The sequence below is a fragment of the Paraburkholderia fungorum genome, assembly GCF_003610895.1.
GTDB classification, from domain to species: domain Bacteria; phylum Pseudomonadota; class Gammaproteobacteria; order Burkholderiales; family Burkholderiaceae; genus Paraburkholderia; species Paraburkholderia fungorum_B.
Window position 1 is genome coordinate 16,442 of sequence record NZ_MCAS01000013.1, and the last position, 18,935, is coordinate 35,376.

17 protein-coding genes are annotated in these 18,935 nt (G+C 64.1%); 7 read left to right on the top strand and 10 right to left on the bottom strand.

Going from position 1 to position 18,935, the window contains the following annotated elements:
• Window positions 1-9: 9 nt before the first annotated feature.
• The 3 genes from BCY88_RS15030 to BCY88_RS15040 form a co-directional block, all read right to left on the bottom strand.
• Window positions 10-888, bottom strand: a complete 879-nt coding sequence (locus BCY88_RS15030) for a 2OG-Fe(II) oxygenase (protein ID WP_120345047.1) — start codon at window positions 886-888, stop codon at window positions 10-12.
• A gap of 120 nt (window positions 889-1,008) precedes the next feature.
• Window positions 1,009-1,488, bottom strand: coding sequence for a nuclear transport factor 2 family protein (locus BCY88_RS15035; RefSeq protein WP_120345048.1), 480 nt, complete (start codon window positions 1,486-1,488; stop codon window positions 1,009-1,011).
• Between the two features lie 147 nt (window positions 1,489-1,635).
• Window positions 1,636-3,222 carry an MFS transporter gene (locus BCY88_RS15040; RefSeq protein ID WP_120345049.1) on the bottom strand — a complete coding sequence of 529 codons (1,587 nt, stop codon included), beginning with the start codon at window positions 3,220-3,222 and terminating at the stop codon, window positions 1,636-1,638.
• A 123-nt stretch (window positions 3,223-3,345) separates the two neighbouring features.
• Between BCY88_RS15040 and BCY88_RS15045 the strand changes: the two genes are divergently transcribed.
• The 3 genes from BCY88_RS15045 to BCY88_RS15055 all read left to right on the top strand — a co-directional run bounded on the left by BCY88_RS15045 (window position 3,346) and on the right by BCY88_RS15055 (window position 6,378).
• Window positions 3,346-4,221 (top strand): LysR family transcriptional regulator, encoded by an 876-nt coding sequence (locus tag BCY88_RS15045; protein WP_120345050.1) that lies wholly within the window; start codon window positions 3,346-3,348, stop codon window positions 4,219-4,221.
• Window positions 4,222-4,455: 234 nt separating this feature from the next.
• A complete protein-coding gene (locus tag BCY88_RS15050; RefSeq protein WP_259461406.1) occupies window positions 4,456-4,908 on the top strand; it encodes a hypothetical protein in 453 nt (150 codons plus the stop codon).
• A 120-nt stretch (window positions 4,909-5,028) separates the two neighbouring features.
• Window positions 5,029-6,378: a DUF2325 domain-containing protein gene (locus tag BCY88_RS15055; RefSeq protein ID WP_120345051.1), complete on the top strand. Its 1,350-nt coding sequence runs from the start codon at window positions 5,029-5,031 to the stop codon at window positions 6,376-6,378.
• 75 nt (window positions 6,379-6,453) lie between these two features.
• Here BCY88_RS15055 and BCY88_RS15060 read toward each other — a convergent pair whose 3' ends face one another.
• From BCY88_RS15060 to BCY88_RS15070, 3 genes are read right to left on the bottom strand one after another with little or no spacing between them, the layout of a single operon-like run.
• Window positions 6,454-6,852, bottom strand: coding sequence for a winged helix-turn-helix domain-containing protein (locus BCY88_RS15060; RefSeq protein WP_259461407.1), 399 nt, complete (start codon window positions 6,850-6,852; stop codon window positions 6,454-6,456).
• Between the two features lie 52 nt (window positions 6,853-6,904).
• The gene (locus BCY88_RS15065) at window positions 6,905-7,540 is read right to left on the bottom strand and encodes a nitrogen fixation protein NifQ (protein ID WP_120345053.1); all 636 of its coding nucleotides are present in this window, start codon (window positions 7,538-7,540) and stop codon (window positions 6,905-6,907) included.
• Window positions 7,541-7,594: 54 nt separating this feature from the next.
• Entirely contained in the window at window positions 7,595-8,083 is a 489-nt protein-coding gene (locus BCY88_RS15070) for a molybdopterin-dependent oxidoreductase (protein ID WP_120345054.1), read from the bottom strand.
• Between the two features lie 227 nt (window positions 8,084-8,310).
• Between BCY88_RS15070 and BCY88_RS15075 the strand changes: the two genes are divergently transcribed.
• From BCY88_RS15075 to BCY88_RS15085, 3 genes are all read left to right on the top strand, one after another.
• A complete protein-coding gene (locus BCY88_RS15075) occupies window positions 8,311-9,270 on the top strand; it encodes an NHL repeat-containing protein (protein ID WP_120345055.1) in 960 nt (319 codons plus the stop codon).
• A gap of 87 nt (window positions 9,271-9,357) precedes the next feature.
• Window positions 9,358-10,233, top strand: a complete 876-nt coding sequence (locus BCY88_RS15080; protein ID WP_120345056.1) for an extracellular solute-binding protein — start codon at window positions 9,358-9,360, stop codon at window positions 10,231-10,233.
• Window positions 10,234-10,261: 28 nt separating this feature from the next.
• On the top strand, window positions 10,262-12,100 hold the full coding sequence (locus tag BCY88_RS15085) for an ABC transporter ATP-binding protein/permease (protein ID WP_120345154.1): 1,839 nt from the start codon (window positions 10,262-10,264) through the stop codon (window positions 12,098-12,100).
• A 7-nt stretch (window positions 12,101-12,107) separates the two neighbouring features.
• Here BCY88_RS15085 and BCY88_RS15090 read toward each other — a convergent pair whose 3' ends face one another.
• The 4 genes from BCY88_RS15090 to BCY88_RS15105 all read right to left on the bottom strand — a co-directional run bounded on the left by BCY88_RS15090 (window position 12,108) and on the right by BCY88_RS15105 (window position 16,127).
• Window positions 12,108-13,550, bottom strand: a complete 1,443-nt coding sequence (locus BCY88_RS15090) for a nicotinate phosphoribosyltransferase (protein ID WP_120345057.1) — start codon at window positions 13,548-13,550, stop codon at window positions 12,108-12,110.
• Window positions 13,551-13,644: 94 nt separating this feature from the next.
• Window positions 13,645-14,208, bottom strand: a complete 564-nt coding sequence (locus BCY88_RS15095; RefSeq protein ID WP_259461416.1) for a methyltransferase family protein — start codon at window positions 14,206-14,208, stop codon at window positions 13,645-13,647.
• A gap of 366 nt (window positions 14,209-14,574) precedes the next feature.
• Window positions 14,575-15,777 (bottom strand): CpaE/TadZ family protein, encoded by a 1,203-nt coding sequence (locus tag BCY88_RS15100; protein WP_120345059.1) that lies wholly within the window; start codon window positions 15,775-15,777, stop codon window positions 14,575-14,577.
• Window positions 15,778-15,839: 62 nt separating this feature from the next.
• The gene (locus tag BCY88_RS15105; protein WP_120345060.1) at window positions 15,840-16,127 is read right to left on the bottom strand and encodes a hypothetical protein; all 288 of its coding nucleotides are present in this window, start codon (window positions 16,125-16,127) and stop codon (window positions 15,840-15,842) included.
• 1,251 nt (window positions 16,128-17,378) lie between these two features.
• On the opposite strand from BCY88_RS15105, the gene BCY88_RS15110 reads away from it, so the two are divergent.
• The gene (locus BCY88_RS15110) at window positions 17,379-18,815 is read left to right on the top strand and encodes a sigma-54-dependent transcriptional regulator (protein WP_120345061.1); all 1,437 of its coding nucleotides are present in this window, start codon (window positions 17,379-17,381) and stop codon (window positions 18,813-18,815) included.
• Window positions 18,816-18,935 lie beyond the last annotated feature (120 nt).

Below are 18,935 nucleotides of genomic sequence, written 5' to 3' on the forward strand. Positions count from 1 at the left end.
CGGCGCACCTCAGCCGTAGGCCCGCTCGCGCATCCACTTCGTCATGATCCATTTGTCGCCGCCGAGCACCGGCGCGCCGCCGTGCAAGGTCAGTGGATCGAGTTGGCGCTGGCCGTTCATATAGCGGAAATACACCGCGCCACCTTGTTGCGCCGCGACCGACATGCCCGCTTCCGGGAAAATCGTTTCACCGCCGTCGGACACGTCGTTGAGATAGATCACGAGGGTCGCCACGCGCTGGCCGCCCTGGGCGGTATGCACCGCGCTGCCGGCCTGGTCGGGCGGAAAATAATCGAAGTGCGGGCGATATTCGCCCGTCGTGCCGTAATGCAGAATCTGCAGCCCTTCGCCGTTCTCAACCGGCCAGTTCATCAGACTCGCGATACGCAGATCCAGCCGTTCGATGAACGCGTCTTCGCCGCGCTGGTACCAGATGCCTTCGCTGGTGCGGTTGCGGATTACGTCTTCCTTGCCGGTGGCGGGATTGACCGTAGTGGATCGTTTCAACCGATGCCGCGAGCGTTCGATCATCTCGTTGCACTCGTCGGGCGAGAGCACATCCGCGAATACGATCACTTGCGGCCGCTCGCAGCGCATCAGCACGCGAACGTCGCGATCGTGGGCACGGATCACATTGCCGCGCGCAACCGGCGGCGTGTCGTACTGGTAGGTTTGCGGCGCGATTCTTGCCGCCGCAGCCTCGGTTGCGGCAGGCGGCGAGTCTCCGGCTTCCGCCGGGTCCTTGCCGAATGCCTTGTGCACTTGCGCGCGCGCCGCGTCCGTGGCGAAACCGGCTTGCACCATCGCATCGATCATCGAGTCGATGCTGCAACCGCGCGCTACGTTGCTGCTCAGCCACGCTTCCCACGATGCATCCACTACCGGCATAGCACTCCCCGCTTGTCCCTATCACGAAATACTGCATCAACTGGCCGGGTCATAGCAAGACTGGGGGAATGCGCCGGGTTGATAACGGGTTGATGGCTGCTTGGCCTCGGCTTGGCCCATTCACGCGCTGCGCTGCCGGCGCCGATAGAGATCGAGGCCTTTTCTTGCCTGCGCCCTGATTGCGCGCTGCACGAACGGCGTCCATCCGAGCAGCACGCCCTTTACGCCCAAAGCCTGCCGGGTCCAGCGCCAAAGGTCGAAGGTATCGCGATGTTCGACGATGCGGCCCTCACGGAACGTGAAGCGGGCGTCGATGCGGTTGAGCACCGTGCGGCCCGTCTGACTGAAGGTGTAACGGGCCACCCAGTGGGCGCTGCCATCGATCTCACCGGCTTGAACGCCGTCGAATGTCAGCGAGAAGTCCTGCGCCCGCGCCACCAGCATGCGCCACATGTCACGCGCCTCTTCGCCGCGCAGCTCGCCAAAGGCCGGATCGCTGAAAACCACGTCGTCGGCGTAGCAGGCGGCCATGGTTTCGGCATCGCGCTGCTGGAACGCGGTATAGAAACGCTCGATCAGTTCGGTGTTGGGATGGCTCATTTTCTTGTGCTTATACGTTGCCGGCCGTGGAGACGACCCGGAAAGGAGCGCGCCCCGAGGTTTGAGCGCGCGCAAGCAGCACACGATATCGGAAAACGGAGCGGCCGGGGGTGTCGCGGGTATCTGTCACGGGTTGTCCAGCGCCGCTCACCCGTTCGAGGCGGCCTCACGCACCCGAACCTCATCGCTCCTGCGACCCAGCAGGCAGATGCCCGCCGCGATCGCCACCGCAATCGCGCCGGCCACGGAAAGCGCCGCGGCAAAGCCTCCAGCAAAGCTCGTGTGCGCGGCCGACACCAGCGCGACTCGCAACGCAGGCGGCAGATGCGCGGTGGCCTCACCCACGTCGCCCGCCAGCACGCGCGACATGAAACCCGCGTCGAGTGCGGTTCTGATCTCGGGCGTCATTGGGATACCGGCCACGAACGCCGCGTGAGTACGGGCCGCGAGCACCGCGCCCAGCACACCTACCGACGTGACGATCGCCGTAAAGCGCGTCGTCGTGCTGATACCGGAGGCCATGCCGGTTCGGGCCGCCGGCACGCAGGCCATGATGGCCTTCTGCGTGTCGCCATTCATGATCCCCGCGCCGAGTCCCGTCACGACCGTGCCGAGCGCCACCAGCGCATAACTCGAGTCGCCAGCCACCCATGCGGTCAGCAGATTGCCGGCTGCGATCAGCACGAGCCCGGCCGACAACAGCGCCATGCCCGGCAAGCGCCTCGCGAGCACTGCGCCAATATACGGTCCGAGCACCATCGCCAGCGCGAACGGCAGCATGCCGACGCCCGCCATGACCGCCGACAGACCGAACGCGTTCTGCAGATAGAGCGGCAAAAACGTCATCATCACCTGTGCGCAGGCGGCATAGCCGAACATCGCGAGGACGGCGGCAACGAAGCGCCGCTGCCGGAACAGGTTCAGGTCGACCATCGCATGGGCCCGCGAGCGTTGCACCTGGATGAAGGCGCCAAACAGCAGCACGCATGCCGCGAGTCTCGCACCGGTTGTCCAGCTCGCGAGTCCGTCGGCCGGTATTTCGATCAGCGCCCAGATGCCGAGCGCGAGTGCCAGGCCAAACAGGATGCTGCCGGCGGCATCGAGCGGACCGGGAGCGGGATTGCGCGACTCGCGAATCGCGCGTGACGCGCACCACGCGAGCACGGCGCACACCGGTAGATTGAGCAGAAAGATCCAGCGCCAGCCGAGCCATTGGGTAATCACCCCTCCGACAAGCGGTGCGACCGTTGTCGCGAGGCCCATGCAGGTCCCCCAGACCGCCCATGCGCGCACGCGTGCGGGTCCTTCGTGGAAGGTGTTGGCGATCACGGCGAGCGCCGCGGTGAGCAGCATCGCGGCGCCGACGCCCTTGACCGCGCGCGCCACGTTCAGCATCGCAGCCGACGGCGCCGCGCCGCACCCCAGCGATGCCAGGAAGAATACCGCGAGCCCGAGCAGCAGCATCCGCTTGCGGCCGACGCGGTCGGCCAGGCCGCCGGCGGGCAGCAGACACGACGCGAAAGCGACCATATAGGCGCTGACCACCCATTCGACCGCGGCGAAACTCGCATGGAACGAACGTGCGATCGACGGCAAGGAAACGGCCACGACGTTGGTATCGAGAACGATCAGCGCGCAGGTTGCCGATGCGGTGGCCAGCACGAACGCGGGGTTGACGGGTTTTTCGCTTCTGGCGTCCGGCGGTTGCGCGGGCAGTGTGGGACGGGGAGACATGGATGACATACAGGCGGGCGGACGGAGTCGGATCGAAGTGCTTCGATAGTAGCCACGCGTCTATTGCCTGTCATTAGCATAGAATCACAGAATAATTAGCTCTGGCGGAAATACTGAAAAGTCATGCGAAAACTCGACCTCCGCCATATTCATGCCTTCGTCTGCGTTGCGAAGCATTTGCACTTCTCCCGCGCCGCCGACGAACTGGATATCGCGGCCCCTTCGCTGACCAAGCTCATCCAGGAAGCCGAACGGCTGCTCGGCGTGCGGCTTTTTCATCGCACCAAGCGGTCGGTGGCATTAAGCGCGGCTGGCAGCGCCTACCTCGTCGAAGCGCTCAGCGCGCTCGACCACCTCGCCCGCGGCGAGGAGCGCGCGATTCTCGCTGAGCGCGGCGAGCTGGGCAGGATCGAAGTCGGCTATGTTGCGTCGGCCGCCTATGCCGGCGTATTGCAACGGGCGGTCGGCAGCTTTCGCGCCAGGTATCCGGGTGTCGATGTTTCGATTCGCGAGGTGCCGATGGACGGCGCGACCGGGATGCTGCGCGACGGCCTGCTCGACGCCGCCTACGTGCGCCCGCCGATGCCGCTCGTCGACGGCATTCAGGCCAGCACCGTGCACCGCGACACGTTCGTCCTCGCGCTGCCGGAAAATTCCGCGCTGGCCAGCCTGCCGGAGATCAAACCGGCGCAGCTGCGCGAGCAGTGTTTCGTCCTGCCGGAACAGGAAGCCGGGACCTTCGAAGTCGCGCGGCGCGGGCGTTTTTCGCCGCAGCTCGGGTCGCGTCCCGGCACCCTTGCGGCCGTGCTGGCATGTGTATCGCTCGGCGGCAATGTCGCGGTCGTGCCGCATACGCTGGCCGATTGCATCACCTTGCCTGGCGTGGTCTACCGAAACATCGCCGGCAGGCCCATCGCCTCGGAGATTGCACTTGCCTTTCGAAAGTTCGAACGGGCGCCGGCCGTGCGGGCCTTTCTCGAGTTCGCGCGAAGCGCCTGAAGCTGCCTCTGCTACACTCGCGCTGCCTTTCGTTATATCCTGTCGAATATCACGGTATGCTTCGTGAAGCGCGGCGGCTCGCCCGTCGCCCGCGCACGATGAAGCGAAACAAGCCAGCAGGAGCCAGCAGCGGTGCGTAATAGACTGACAGCGAGACCTCCCGCGCAAGTTACAGCCCAACTCACGGCGCAACTCCCAGCGCAATCTGCATCGCTCCCCCTATTGCGATCCACCTTGCCCATCCCGGCGGGACGCCTCGCGAAGGGGCTGTCGTCGAGCATTGTCGCGGTGAAATCGGCGTCCGAGCGTGGCCGCGCCGAGCTGATCCGCGATGTCGTGGATGCTTACCGGCGCCTTTACGGCAGCGTGCAGCGCTTCGTGACGATGCTGACGGACGACCGCCTGAACTTCGCATCGGTAGGTACCTCGGGTTCGCATTCATTGAACCAGTTGCTCTCGATCCTCGCCGAAGAAGCCAGGGCGGCGGCTTTCGTCCGTCTGCGCGAACTGAAAGCCGCGATCGAAGAGGCACGCTCGGCTGAGCAGCTTCGCGACGCGATATTCTCGGACGCGTACAGCAACGATCTGGCCGCCTTACGCAAGGTGGTGGCGGAACTCGAACGGCTCGACGCGGCGTTTATCGGCCTGTGCGTCGGCCATGTGCTTGATCGCCATAGCCAGATATGAACGTCTTTATTTGCCCATCGTTATATCCTTTCGAATATATCGCCAGCAGCGCTTGCATGGCACTTGTGTCGAGCACGCACATTCAGTCAGCCTGACGCCAGAACCGGATTCGAGGTCCTCATGCATACGCCACCGTTTCGTCTTGCCCAGCCTTCGCGTCTCAAACTGTCCAGCGACGAGCTGGCCGGGACCGGTTTGCGCGCGGCCGATCCGTGCTGCACGCCCGCCCAGGCATCGCTCCCGAACGCCAAACGGCGCACGCGCCTCGCCGAGCTCGACGGCCAACTGCATTGCTCGATCATCGGCACCTGTCTGAGCACGCACGAACTGCGCAAGCTGGTGCCTAAACTCACGGGCCTCGATAGCCGCGACGCGAGCGATCTGGAGATTCATCACTCGGCAGTCGAACTCGCGATCAATGGCGGCGCGGGCGCCAAAGCCCTGCACAAGTTGCTCGATGAGCACTATGCGGCAGCAATCCGCCGCTTCGACAAAGCCACCGACGAAGCCGAGCTGCTGAAGCTCTGGGAAGAAGCACTGAAAAGCGGCGACATCCCGCCCGCTTACTGGGCGTTGATGACGCATCCCTACGCGGATCTGCACGTGCGCCATAAAGCGTTCGGCGACTTGCACATGTTGTCGCATCTGGTCGGCGCGGCGAATCGCGCGGATATCCGCAGGCTGGTGGCGCTCGAAGCGGAAAACGCCGAGCTGAAAGAGAAAGTCGAGCGGCAACAGGCCCGCCTGCAGGAGATCGGTATGCAGCGCGACGCGTCGATCGCCGCGCTCAATGAGCAGATCGCGCAGCTCACCGCCCTGGCCACGCGCCGCACGCCGGCGGATCCTGACGATCTTGAAGCCGAAGTATCCAGGCTGCGCGACAAGCTGAGCGACGCCGACCAGCGGCTGGCCTTGCACACCAGCCGCCGCGAGGCCGCGGAACAACGGGTGCTGCAGGAACAAGGCGCGGCGCTCGCGTTACGCAAGAGCCACGATCAGGCGCTCGCGCTTCTCAAGCTGGTGCAAAGCGAATGTGATGCGCTGGAGCGCGCAACGGTGGACTTGGCCCCCGGTCATGGCGCCGGAATGCGGCAAGCGAGCCTCGACAGTGTGCGCGGCAAACGGATCGTATATGTGGGCGGCCGCCCCGGTTCGAACGCCGCGCTCAAGCGGATGGTGGAAGCCGCCGGCGGTGATTTCGTGGTGCATGACGGCGGCGTGGAAGATCGCAAAGGTCTGCTTGCCGCGGCATTGCCGGGCGCGGATATCGTTGTGTTTCCGGTCGACTGCGTCGATCACGATTCGATGAATACGCTCAAGCGGGTGTGTGAGCGCCATCAGATCGACTACTACCCGTTGCGCACGGCGAGCGTGGCGAGCTTCGTCGAACTGGTGGACCGCCTGCGCCCCGAGCATCTTGCCCAGTTGGGCAATCCGCCACCCTCGGCGTTTTGCCTGCGCCATAGTTGAACCGCCGACGGTGAGCCATAAATCACAAGCCGTCAGGCGTGGGCGCTGAATCGGGAAACACTCGGCACCCGCCGCTCAGGAGCGAATCAGTCTGGTCAACTCGGCGATCTGTTTCGCGCAGCTTCGTTGCGCCTCGGTTTCGACGTCGCGGTACAGACGAATGATGTTTTCGCCCACCGGCGTCAGCGTGCAGCCGCCACCGCTTTGACCGCCCTGCTCCGAATGGGTGGCGGGCTCCTTGAGCGAGCGGTTCAGTTCGTCGATCAGCAGCCATGCACGCCGGTATGACATGCCGAGACTGCGCGCCGCCGCCGAGATCGACCCGTATTCGTGCACGGCTTCGAGCAGTTCGACTTTGCCCGGCCCGAGCGCAACGGCGTCACCGCTCAGAATGCGCATTCGGAAGCGCACTTCGGGGCGCGGTTTCGCGGATTTCGTCTCGGGTCTTGGTTTAGTTTTCGCGGTATCAGCCATGCGCGAAAGGATACACGAACCACCTCGCGCTGCCACCTCGACTAAATAGCCTTCAATGCCCGCCGGGGAAGCAATGTCCGTAGTCTTCGCAGCCTGGACAACCGGGCGCGGGGCCAGGCTCGAGCCCCAACGAAAGCGCGCGCTGCTGGGCCAAGAATTTCTTCCAGCGCAGATTGTCGACGTTCAGTTCGACGAGCCTCGGGAAGTAACGCGTCAGCATCCAGGTGACCTCTTCGCGGCCCACAAGGCCGAGGTCGCGCCACAGGTGATCGGGCCGCAGGCACGCGTGCGCGATGATCGAAGCAAGACAATGGGCGTCACTTGCGTCGACGGTGGAGTTGGAATACGTGAGCAGAAGCGTGCGGAGCGTGTCGACGAATACCGCATGTTCGCCGGTGTCGACAAAGGGCAATGCGGATAAAGGTGCAAACGCCGACGCATGCACAAAGTGCCGCTCCAGTAACGCGCGCCATGCCGCTTGCGGCAAGCCCAGCAGCACAAGTTCGTCACGCACGTCGCGCGCGGCAATCAGCCTCGCGAACAGTTGCGTATCGGGCGACGCAGCGTTTGTCGCCCCAGCCAGCCACCGGGCCGTGCGTTCAGCGACCTGGGCATCGAGCGGCGCGCGCAGCGGTGCGGTGCCGCGCGTGGCATCTCCGTCAGCAGGTGAAAGCGGTTCGTCAGGCATGCGGGCAACACGATGGTGAAGAGAGAACCATGGTACGCCCGCCGTGCGAATCGGCTATGCCAGCGGCTTCAAAACATGCGCCTCGATACGCGCGAGGCGTTTGACATGGCGTGGCGCGGGCAGAATGTCCGAACCCGAAAACAGAATCGGCGCGCCGTCTTCCGCGCCGAGCGTACGGCCACCGCATTCGTAGGCGACCAGCACGTTCTCGCCAATCGGCGTGTTGAACAACTCATGCCATGAAAACGTCACGACGTAGCCATCGTGCCCGATCGCCACGAATACCGTGCGCTTGAACTCGCCCGGCACCTCGTTCGGCAGCCCCGCCTCCGAGAGCAAGGTCGTCAAACGCACGCCGCGGTACGGCTCGACGCTGCGGATGAAGCGGTTCGTCGTGTAGCAGCGCAGATCGAACGGCGCCGACTGCACGCTTTCGTACGACCTGAGCCGCTCGAGATCGAAAGACAAGGGGCGCTGGAATCGTCCGCTCAGGACAAGCGCGCTGTCGACGGCAGGCGCGGCAATCACATTCACACTATCCATACTCGGTTATCTCCAGCATTGTTGCCTGAGCGGCTTGTTCACTCGTTATGTCCGTGTGTATATTACGCTGCGACGACGGCCACGGCGCAGAAATGCGTCGATACCGGCTATATCGCCGGGCATATCGGCCCCGCCGTCAGCGTCCTCCACATCTATAACAATTCACGGCTCACGTGGACTCACCGGCTTCGTGGCCGGTCTTCCATCCGGGCCGCTCAGGAGATTACATGCGCTTCTCTCGCTTTTCAGCCGGCTTCTCGGCCGGCGTCTCATCCGCTCTGTCAGGCACCACCCGCCTCGCCCTCGTCAGCTGTGGTCTGATCGCCCTGCTGGCCGGCTGCGGCGGCGATAACGTCGCGGCTGTGCCGCAACGCATCGCCGTCAGCGCCGCGCCGAACGGCATCGCGGTGCGCGCGGCAGACGGCGCCGTCTTCATCACCGACGACCAGACCAACGGCGTGCTCTCCTCCCCCGACGGCCACACCTTCTCGCACTACGCCGGCGTGCCGGTCGTGGCCGGCCAGGCGAACAGCCTCAGCCAGCTGAGTTTCGCCGATGCCGGCACGCTGATGATCGAACGCTTCGGCTTCGGCACCGCGAGCGCGGTGTTCAGCATCACCGGCGCGGACACGCTCGCGCCGCTAAGCGGCCCCAATCCGGCGCGGCGCCGCCTCGGGCTCATCTCGATCGGCTCGAATCGCCTGCTGTCCACGTGGTTCATCAAGAACGGCAGCGCGGCTCCACAAGGCGGCCTGAGCCTGATCACTTACGACCCGAACGCCCATACCGCTGTCGAGAGCGATCTGCTGACGGGTCTCGGCAAGCCGGTCGGCGTGGCCGTGTCGGGAGACACCGTGTACGTCTCCGATCAGGCGAACAACAACATCGTCAAATCGAGTCTGAGCACGCTGCTCGGCGGCTCGCAAGCGGTAGCGCCGAGCGCGACGCTCGCGCAGATCACCAGCCCCGACCTGATGGCCGTCGACGCGAACGGCACCCTCTATACCAAGTGCAACACCACCGGTCTCTGCCGGATCGCACCGGACGGCACGATCAGCCTGCTTGCAAACGACTTTCAGGACGCTCGCGGCGTGGCGATCGACGCACCCCGGCATCTGCTGTACGCCATCGACCGCGCCGGCAGCTCGGGCGGCACCAGCTACGTGCGGATTTTTCCGCTCAATTAATTGACCACACGGAGCGCGCAGCGACGTACAAAGCCATGCGATGACGTCGTAATATAGCGCTCTTAATAACGCATCGGGGTTAATCGCATGATTCGCAAGCTGCTTGCATCTTTCGTGGTCGTGGCCGGCGTGGTGACGGCCGCGCCCGCCTTCGCGCAGGACGACACGGTCAACGTGCTGTACGCCGGCTCGCTCGTCAATCTGATGGAGCGTAGCGTCGGACCGGCCTTTGAAAAGGCCACCGGCCAGCATTTCCGCGGCTATGCGGCGGGCTCGAACAAGATCGCTAACGAAATCAAGGGCAAGCTGCGCCGCGGCGACGTATTCATCAGCGCGAGTCCGAAGGTCAACACCAGCCTGATGGGTGAGGCAAACGGCAACCATGTCACGTGGTATGTGAATTTCGCCGAGTCGCCCTTGATGATCGGCTACAACCCGCGCAGCAAGTTCGCGGCGGACTTCAAGAACAAGCGCTGGGATCAGGTGTTGCAGGAACCGGGCATCCGCATCGGCCGTACCGATCCGAAGCTCGACCCGAAAGGCGCTTTCACGGTCGAGATGATGACGAAGGCCGCGGAGCTCTACCATCAGCCGGATCTCGTCGAAAAGACGCTGGGCGACGCGGAGAATCCGGCTCAGGTTTTGCCTGAGGAAACGCTGGTGGGCCGCCTGCAATCCGGCCAGCTCGATGCCGGCTTTTTCTACTCGACTGAAACCTCCGACCTGAAAATTCCGGCGATCCGTCCGGCACCCGAGTTGCAGGCCAAAGCCAGCTACACGCTGACGATTCTCAGCGATGCCCCGAACCATGCGGGCGCAAGCAGCTTCGTCGACTTCCTGCTGAGCGCGCAAGGCCGCGCGCTGCTCAAGCAACACGGCGTCGATGTGGTCAAACCCACCGTTACCGGCAACGTGCAGGCCATGCCGCCTTCGGTCCAGGCCGTGATCGACGCCGCGCAGTAATGTGACAAGCAAGGTGGCAAAACAGGCGGTGCACCGGTCAGCCGCGCGGCCGCTGCTGTGGCTGGCGGCGCTGCTCGCGGTCTATCTGTGCGCGCCGTTTATCGCGAGCGTGCCGCAACTCGGCGCGGCCGACTGGCCCAATGTCGACTGGCCCGCGGTGTGGTCGGCAGTCGGCATATCGGCGGCGAGCGCCAGCGTGGCCTCGCTCGTGATTCTGCTCGGCGGCGTGCCGCTCGGCTATCTGCTGGCGCGCTCCAATTCGCGCAAGATGGCGCTGCTCGGCTTCGTCGTGCAGTTGCCGCTCGCCTTGCCCCCGCTCACGAGCGGCGTGCTGCTGCTGTTTCTGCTCGGCCCGTATAGCTGGGTCGGCCGTTTCACCAGCGGGGCGCTGACGGATTCATTTGCCGGCATCGTGCTCGCGGAAGTCTTCGTGGCCGCGCCCTTCCTGATCATCGCCGCGAAATCGGCGTTTGCGGCGGTCGACCCGGTGCTCGACGACGTTGCGGCAACGCTCGGCCACCATGCGGGCAGCCGCTTTTTCCGCGTGATGTTGCCGGTCGCGTGGCCGGCGATTCGCGCGGGACTCGCGCTTGCTTGGCTGCGAGCCTTCGGCGAATTCGGCGCGACGGTGATGGTGGCTTATCACCCGTACTCGCTACCGGTCTACACATACGTCGTGTTCGGCGGCCAGGGGCTGCCTGCGATGATGCCCCTGCTGCTGCCGACGCTCGCCATCGCGATTGTTTGCGCGGCGCTGTCGATCTATAGCCTGCGGCAGAAAAGCGCGCTCGAACAAACCGAAAACGGCGACGACGCGCCGGAACCCGGCGCGGACCTCACCGCCAGCCGGGGCGAGACGACCAACCTGCGGCTCGCCTTTCATTTGCAGCGCCGCCTCGGCGCATTCGAACTCGACATCGCGTGGACGCCCGCGACGCGGCGGCTGGCGATCATCGGCCCGTCGGGCTCCGGCAAATCCCTCGCGTTGCGTCTGATTGCCGGGCTCGAATCCAACGCATCCTGTTCCGTTCGGCTCGGCGCGACCGACTTGAGCACCCTGCCGCCCGAGCGTCGCCAGATCGGCTATATGCCGCAAGACTACGGCCTGTTTCCGCATATGACGGTCGCGCAGCAACTCGCGTTTCCCGTCGACGCCGACGCAGCCAGCGCGCGTTACTGGCTCGATCATCTTGGCCTCGCGCAACTGGTCGCGCGCCTGCCGCATCAGCTGTCGTTCGGTCAGCGGCAACGCGTGGCGCTGGCGCGGGCGCTCACACGGCATAGCGAATTGCTGCTGTTCGACGAGCCGTTCGCGGCGCTCGATACGCCGCGCCGGCGTCGTTTGCAGCAATCGCTGCGGGCGTTGCAGCGTGAGATTGCCGCCGTGACGATCATCGTCACGCACGATCCCGACGAAGCGGCGCTGCTGGCCGATGAGGTGCTGGTGGTCGAACAGGGCCGCGTGCTGCAGGCGGGCTCCATCGCCGCGGTGTTCGAACGGCCCGCTTCGATGCGGGTTGCCGAACTGCTCGGCTTGCATAACGTCGGCGAGGGTTTGATGACGGCGCCGGGGCAAGTCGCAATTGGCGCGGGTCTGGTAATCGCAACGGGCGACAGCGGCATGCCGATGCCAGCCGGGCAGAGTGTGATGTGGCGCATCTCGTCCCACGCCGTGCTCATTTCGCCCGATGGCGCGCATGCCGGCGTGGTGGACGCGGTCGAATTACGGCGCGGTGAGCGGTACGTCCGTCTGAAGATCGCGGGAGTCCGGTTCGATATCGCGAACGAAGATACCCGGCTGCAGGAAGGCAGCCCTGGCCGGGTCGATATCGATGGTGCTGGCGTGTCGGTCTGGCCGATCGGTTGAGCCGCGCCTAACGCTCGTCCGCGTGAGCCCGCTTCCTGACTTCGGACAAGGTCACATCCACGAGCAATTTGCCCGAGTCGAAAACCGTGACGAGCGCCTCGTCCCAATCCCCTTCAGCAGTGCGCTCGTTCCACACCAGCGGCAGCGTCGCCGTTCGATACTCGCCGGTGTGACGGTTCATGAGCAACGTAAGCCGCCCTTTCATCGACCGCTTGCCCGCGTCCGTGACCGGGTCCTTGTGTACGTCGTGCCATTCATCGCCGAGCCGGATGGCCGAACACTTCATGGCGAACCGCTGCGTGTCGCGGTTGATCTGCTGCAGCAACGCCCCACCCATGCCGAACACAATGTTGTCCGCGGCAAAGCCGGCCTCATCCATGCCCGCAAGGATCGCCTCGATCGAATCCGGATTCACGCCGTCGCCCTGAATCACGCGGACATGATTGAGCACACGCCGCCCCTTGCCGTTCGTAGTCGTTCCGAACGAGGCCTCGAGCGCCCGCATGGTCTCCAGAACGATCGTCAGCGGGTCGCCGGAATCCGGCCGGATGACCAGTGTGCCGCCGGAATCGAGCACCGCCTGCTTCAACTCCGTGCCCCATACCTCGAGCGCGGAAAACAGGTCGTAGGAATCGGACACCACCGAGACGATCGCCCCGGGTTTGCCGAACTTCGCGATCATGTTGCGGAATGCGTCGGTTTCACGCTCGCGCCCCCACGACGTGATCGTGCTGTGCTCGGCGGCCGGCACCGAAAACGCCGCCATCGGTTCGTTGTAGTAGTGGTTCGCGGCAAGCACGCCGAGCACCGTATCCGAACCCATGAAACTGACCAGATGCGCGGAACCGCCAATCGCCGCCGACTCCGCGCTCGACACGCCGCGCGCACCGAAATCGTGCAGCTTGAACGGCAATTGCGTGAGGTCGTCGCTGCTTTTCTCCAGATAGGCGCGGATCGTTTTGCGCAGATGCCAGCTTTGCGTCGCGACCGTAATCGGATACCACACGCGCAGCAGCAGGGTTTCCAGATACGAGGCCAGCCAGAACACCTTGGGATCGTCGCATTCGACTGTGACCAGAACGTTATGCGTGGGCACGACCGAGCCTTCCGGCACCGCGCGAATCCGCACCGGCAGATAGCCGCCACAGTGCTCGACGATATGGCGCCAGCCGGCTTCGTTGAACGGCTCGCCGTGCGCCGTGAAGAACGCCTGCGCCTCGTCGATCATGGCCGGGGTAATCGGGCGGCACAGATAGGTCTTGATGAGCATCTGGAGGCCGAAGAACAGCGTGCGGTCATAGCGCCCGCCGCGCGACTCGATGTATGAAAACATCCCCGACGCTTCGGGCGGATATTGCAGATAGTGCGACGCCTTGTACGAATCCGTGTTGAGGATCGGATTGGACAGGATCGACGCCATGTCCATGAACGGGTTGATATCGCTTTGCATGAGTAACGTTGCGCTCGGGCGGCTCTCTCAAGGGTAGTCTGGCCGGCTGGGGGTCATGCCGCTTATGCCGTAGCCCAAACTACACCATATATCGTCAAAACACGCCCGGAATCACCCGGAACCGCACCTTACCCCTGTACGCCCGATATTGCTCGTCTTCGGACAGGAGCCGCTCCTCACGCACAATGCGCCCGATCTGCAACGCGTACTGGCATCCGTAGACAATCACGTTCTGAATGCCGAAGTTCGCCAGCAGAAAGCCCACATCCGTAATGAAATACCCCAGGTACATGGGGTGGCGCACGAACCGGTAAGCGCCGTGCGAAACCACCCCGCGATTGGCGGGCAAGATGCCGAAGGACCTGCGCAGCGACACCTTCGCGAACAATTGCCAGAAAATGCCCAGCAACTGCAGCGACGCGCCGGCAAGTTCCGGAATGAGCTGGGTCCCCGGCGAAAGCCGCACGGCCAGAAAATAGAACGTTCCGCCTACCGAGCAGATGAACGCAAAAGGTGTCCAGTCACGTTTGATGGGCACCCGCGCAAAGAGCGACAGCCCCAGGGTCATGAACGCGCTCAGCACGAGCAGCAACAAGGTGACACGTGTGGGCGCGGCGAGCCATTGCCTGACGGCCGCGTAGGTAAACAGGCTCAACATGAGCGCCGCGGCAACGCGCGCGGTGATTTCGACGGCCGCCTCACGCCAGCCGCCCGCCGGCGCCACGCCATCTGCACCGCCTTCGCCGCCTTCATCGCCGACGCGAGGTGCCGTGCTTGCCGGGTCGCCGTTCGCGGCATGCTCCAGACGGCCGTCGCTATCGACTTCCCGCGAGCGTGTGGTTTCTGTCATGCATCACTCATTTCGATCTGCGAATTATTTTTCAAGCTCACGGCATGGAGGTTGCTGGTCCGCCCGTGCCGCAGCGTAGCAGTCACAGTGGCCGGATGTCCATATGATGCCACGCGTTATGCCACACCGGCCTGAATTAGAACCGGGCGACCGAATCCCGGCGATCGGCGTGGTTCAACGGCCCGGCTTCAGTTGCGGCGGCACGTTCGGCCGCGGGGCGAACAGGCGGCCGAACATGCCTTTGCGGGGCTCGGCAATGGCGGGCCACAGCATATCGGCGAGCAGGCAGATGCCTCGCGCCAGCGCGCTGTCGTGGGCGGCGGTGACGAGCGGCACGCCGCGGTTGAGCGCCTCGTTGACCTGCTTGTCGTCACGCGCAAGCTGGTGCGCGACCTTCGCGCCGAGGGCCTGTTCAAGTGTGGGCAGGTTGATGCATGCGTTCTTGTCGTATTGATTCACCACGACCCGCACCTTGCTGGGCGGATAACCCAGTTCCCTGAAAATATCGAGCATCCGGCGGCCGCCGTGCAGGTAAAGCGGGTTTTGCCGCACTACCATGCAGATCGCATCGCTACGATCGAGTGCATGGATCGTCAGCGGGTTGAGACTTTGGCCGATGTCGATCAGTACCGCGTCGTATCGCTCGCGCACAAACACGAGAAGTTGCTCCAGTTGGCCGGATTGCACCCCGGCCGCCTTGAGCGGGTCGCCGGCTCCTGCCAGCACGTCGAGGTTCGCGTGCATGTGCATCACGCAGGCCTCCAGCAAGGCATCGTCGAGGCGGTCAATCTGCGAGCATAGATCAGGGAGGGTCACGGCCGGTGGCTTGTCGGCCATGAGCAGGCTGGCGTCGGCGAATTGCTGGCCGAGATCGATCAGCAGCACGCGCCGGTTACGCAGCGCGGCGAGCGACCAGGCGAGATTCACGGCGATGAGCGTGGTGCCGCTGCCGCCCTTGCTCGATGCCAGCGACACGATCCGCCCGGCACGGCGCACGCCTGCACTTTTCTTCGCGGCAATATGCGTGAGCGCCGCGGCGATCTCATAGGCGTCCAGCGGCCATGACAGCACGTGCCGCACACCGACCCGCATCGCCGCAGTCAGCAAGGCAGCAGACGGCGCCGGTGTGACCAGCATGCAATGCAGCGCGGGCGAGCAGGCCAGCGCCTCTTCGACACCATGCAGCTCGCGCGCGCTCAGATCGACGTCGTCGACAATCAGCAGATCGGCGCGCCTGATCGCACGGGCGTGCACGCGCAGTTGCCGCGCCGTGCCGGAAGCGGTGTGCAAACGGAATACCACGCCGCTTTCTTCGAGGCGCGCGACGATATGCGGCGCGCGCTCGGCGCTGGACGAAATCAGGAAAATGTCGATCATGTCGGGGCTCCGCCGGAACGAAGCCTTCCGGTGGGTAAGGCCTCGTCAATCACAGCCGGCGTTCAGGCGCAGTCGTCGGGATCGGATGGATAGATATCCGCACCCCGATCGCGGTTCCGTTCGGGCGCAACCGGGATCTCATAGATGGATTCGCGCAGCACGTCGCGCTGAATCTCGGCCTGCGCCTTACGTTTGATCGCCTCGGCAATCACTAGCGTGAGCAGATCGGCCGACGGTGCGGCGAACAATGGCAGCGGCCGTGCAACGTGGCGCTGATAGGAGAAACCGGCGCTGCGCGCCGTGGTGTGGTGATCCAGCCGCAATGCGGCCGGTTTGCTGATCGTTTTCATGACACCCCCGAATGAAGAGCCATTTCAAGCCATCTCCAGGTAAGCCGTGCCCCCGCTAGTGCGCGGGCACGGCGCCCTGAACTCACCCCGTAGCGTGTGCCTCTCTATGGAGACTCAAGCCATCCCTCCCCGCTTCTTCGCGCCGGCCGGTTCCGGCCGTGCGCTGCCCCTTCCCTGTTCTGTACGTCGCGCGCCCGCTATCTGCCGGAACGCGGTATTTGTCGTTGTAACGATCGACTTCGAACTTCCACTTCACATCCGTCAAACTGGACGGAGAAAGTGGCGAGGTCAGTGCTTCACGTCGTTCGGTGACGAATGACCGATACTTCGTACCGCTCATTCGCCCCGCTTTTTTTGACATCCGTTTTTCAGTGGCCCCGCCGCCCCCTCGCAAGACACATTGGCTTCCCCGGCCGCGCTTGCGAAGACAATCGTTGCCGCCGGGATCCGGCTGCTGCTTCCCCGTGCACCGGGAATCAGGCGGCAATGAATCTGCTTGTGAGACTCCTATTGCAATGGCTGTGCCAGGCAGCTTCAATCCCTTGCTGCACGGTGAGTTTGCTGCAACGCACAGCACCGTGCCGTGCCTCGCGTCACACGTTGATTCGGATTTGAGACGCGCTGGAGCGACCCTCTAACGCCGGGCGGAACGATCTACCTGCCGGCATGACGAAACGCGCGCTTCGCCGCCCCTGCGCAGCCGAGTTTTGCGACGTGGCCCGGTCAAATGTGCCGATGCTTCGGGGCACGAAATGGCTCTTTCAGCAGATGCCCAGAATGTCGCAAGCTTGAGACGTGGTAATGGACGGTAATTCGGCGGCGCGCTTTCCGTTGCATGCTTAACGTCATGATTAACGTCATGCGATTTACAACGCTGTGTGGTATTGCGCGCATAGCTGGGCTTGACCTGCTATTTTTGAACGGCAAGCCGGCACGTCGCGACGGCAAAAACGTTTTCGACTCCAGATTTGTTTGTATGGCGCTCCAAAGCGCTTTCGCTTATCTTTAGGCCATGCGCCACATAGAGCGCCTGTGTCAGGCCACCGAGATAGAAAACGGCTTTGGTGATTCGGGGATGAAATAGCCAGGCAGTTTCAGCATTGAACACTATGTGCTGCCTGTCCGAAATGCAGTACCTCGCGGCTCAGGCCGCCCCATGCCCCCGTCATTGCCGCTACCGTGAATTTGTCATTGCCGGTCTGTCCAATTCGTCGAAAGCCGTTCTGAGAGAAGCAACGATCCGGGGGTTATATGAATACGACTAGCATGCCTGTCGACACCGAGCGCACCGTTCTGTATGTGTCGAACTTGCCCGATCACGACCTCGTCCGCTTCCTGGCCGCATCGGGCTGGCAGGCGGTGCACGCCAAAAGCACGGCGCTCGCGGAGCGCATGCTCGAGCGCGGCAACATCAAGGTCGGCCTCGTCGAACTGCCCGCTGACTGCACGTCCCAATATTTGTCCGCGCTTGCCTCCTGTATGCGGCGCGTCGAAACAAACTGGGTCGCGCAGATCGCGCCTGGCCAGTCGGAAAACGAACTGGTCAGCCGCTTCATCCTCGATTATTGCTTCGACTTCATCACCCGGCCCTGGCTGAACGAACGGCTCATCTTCGCGCTCGGCCACGCGCATGGCCTGTCGAGCCTGCGGCACGCGCCGGTCGTACCGGAGCCCTCGCTCGGCCGGCACGGCATGGTTGGGCAATGCGAGGCGATGCAGCAGTTGTACCGGCGCGTCGACAAATGCGGGGTGACCGAAGCGCCGGTGTTCATCGCCGGCGAATCCGGCACTGGTAAGGAATTGACCGCGCGTGCGATTCATGAGCGCTCGCCGCGCGCCGGCCGGGCGTTCGTCGCGATCAATTGCGCGGCGATTCCGCCGAGCCTGCTGCAAGCCGAATTGTTCGGCCATGAGCGCGGCGCCTTCACCGGCGCGTTGCAACGCAAGATCGGCCGGATCGAAAGCGCCAATGAAGGCACTCTGTTTCTGGATGAAATCGGCGACATGCCGCACGAGTGCCAGGCGGTGCTGCTGCGCTTCCTGCAGGAAGGCACGATTGAACGGCTGGGCGGCAATGGGCCGATCAAGGTCGACGTGCGCGTGATTTCGGCGACCCACGTCGATCTCGACCGCGCCATCGAAGATGGCCGTTTCCGCTCCGACCTGTATCACCGCCTGTGCGTGCTGCGGCTCGTCGAGCCGCCGTTGCGCGAGCGCGGCGGCGACATCAAGCTGCTCGCTAACTACGCGCTCAGCATGTACCGGCAGGACGGCGCGCGCAAATTGCGCGGGCTGTCGAGCGACGCGATCGTCGCCATGTCGAATTATCCGTGGCCGGGCAACGTGCGCGAGTTGATCAACTGCGTGCGCCGCGCCGTGGTGATGAGCGAGGGACGCTTTATCACCGCCAGCGACCTTGGCTTGCCGGAATCCGACAACGGGCCGGCCGTGACGCTCGCGGAGATCCGCAGCAAGGCCGAAAAGGACGCCATCGAGCACGCGTTGCAGCGGCACGGCTATAAATTGTCCGAAGCCGCGGCCGAACTCGGTATTTCGCGTGCCACGCTGTATCGGCTGATGCATGCGAACCGGCTGCATCAGGAACCGGCGGCTGGGCGCGCGCCGAATGCCAACGGCGGCCCGGACGCCGACGAGGAGGCGGAGCGGCAGTCGCCGTCGCTGGTTTGATCTCGCCGCTCATCCAAGAGGGCGAAACTCTGCAAGGTTGCCGCGCCGGTTGCGCCGGTTGCGGTAATTGCCGCGGTTGCGCCGGTTGCTGCGACTGTGATGGTTGCGACGGTGGCGACG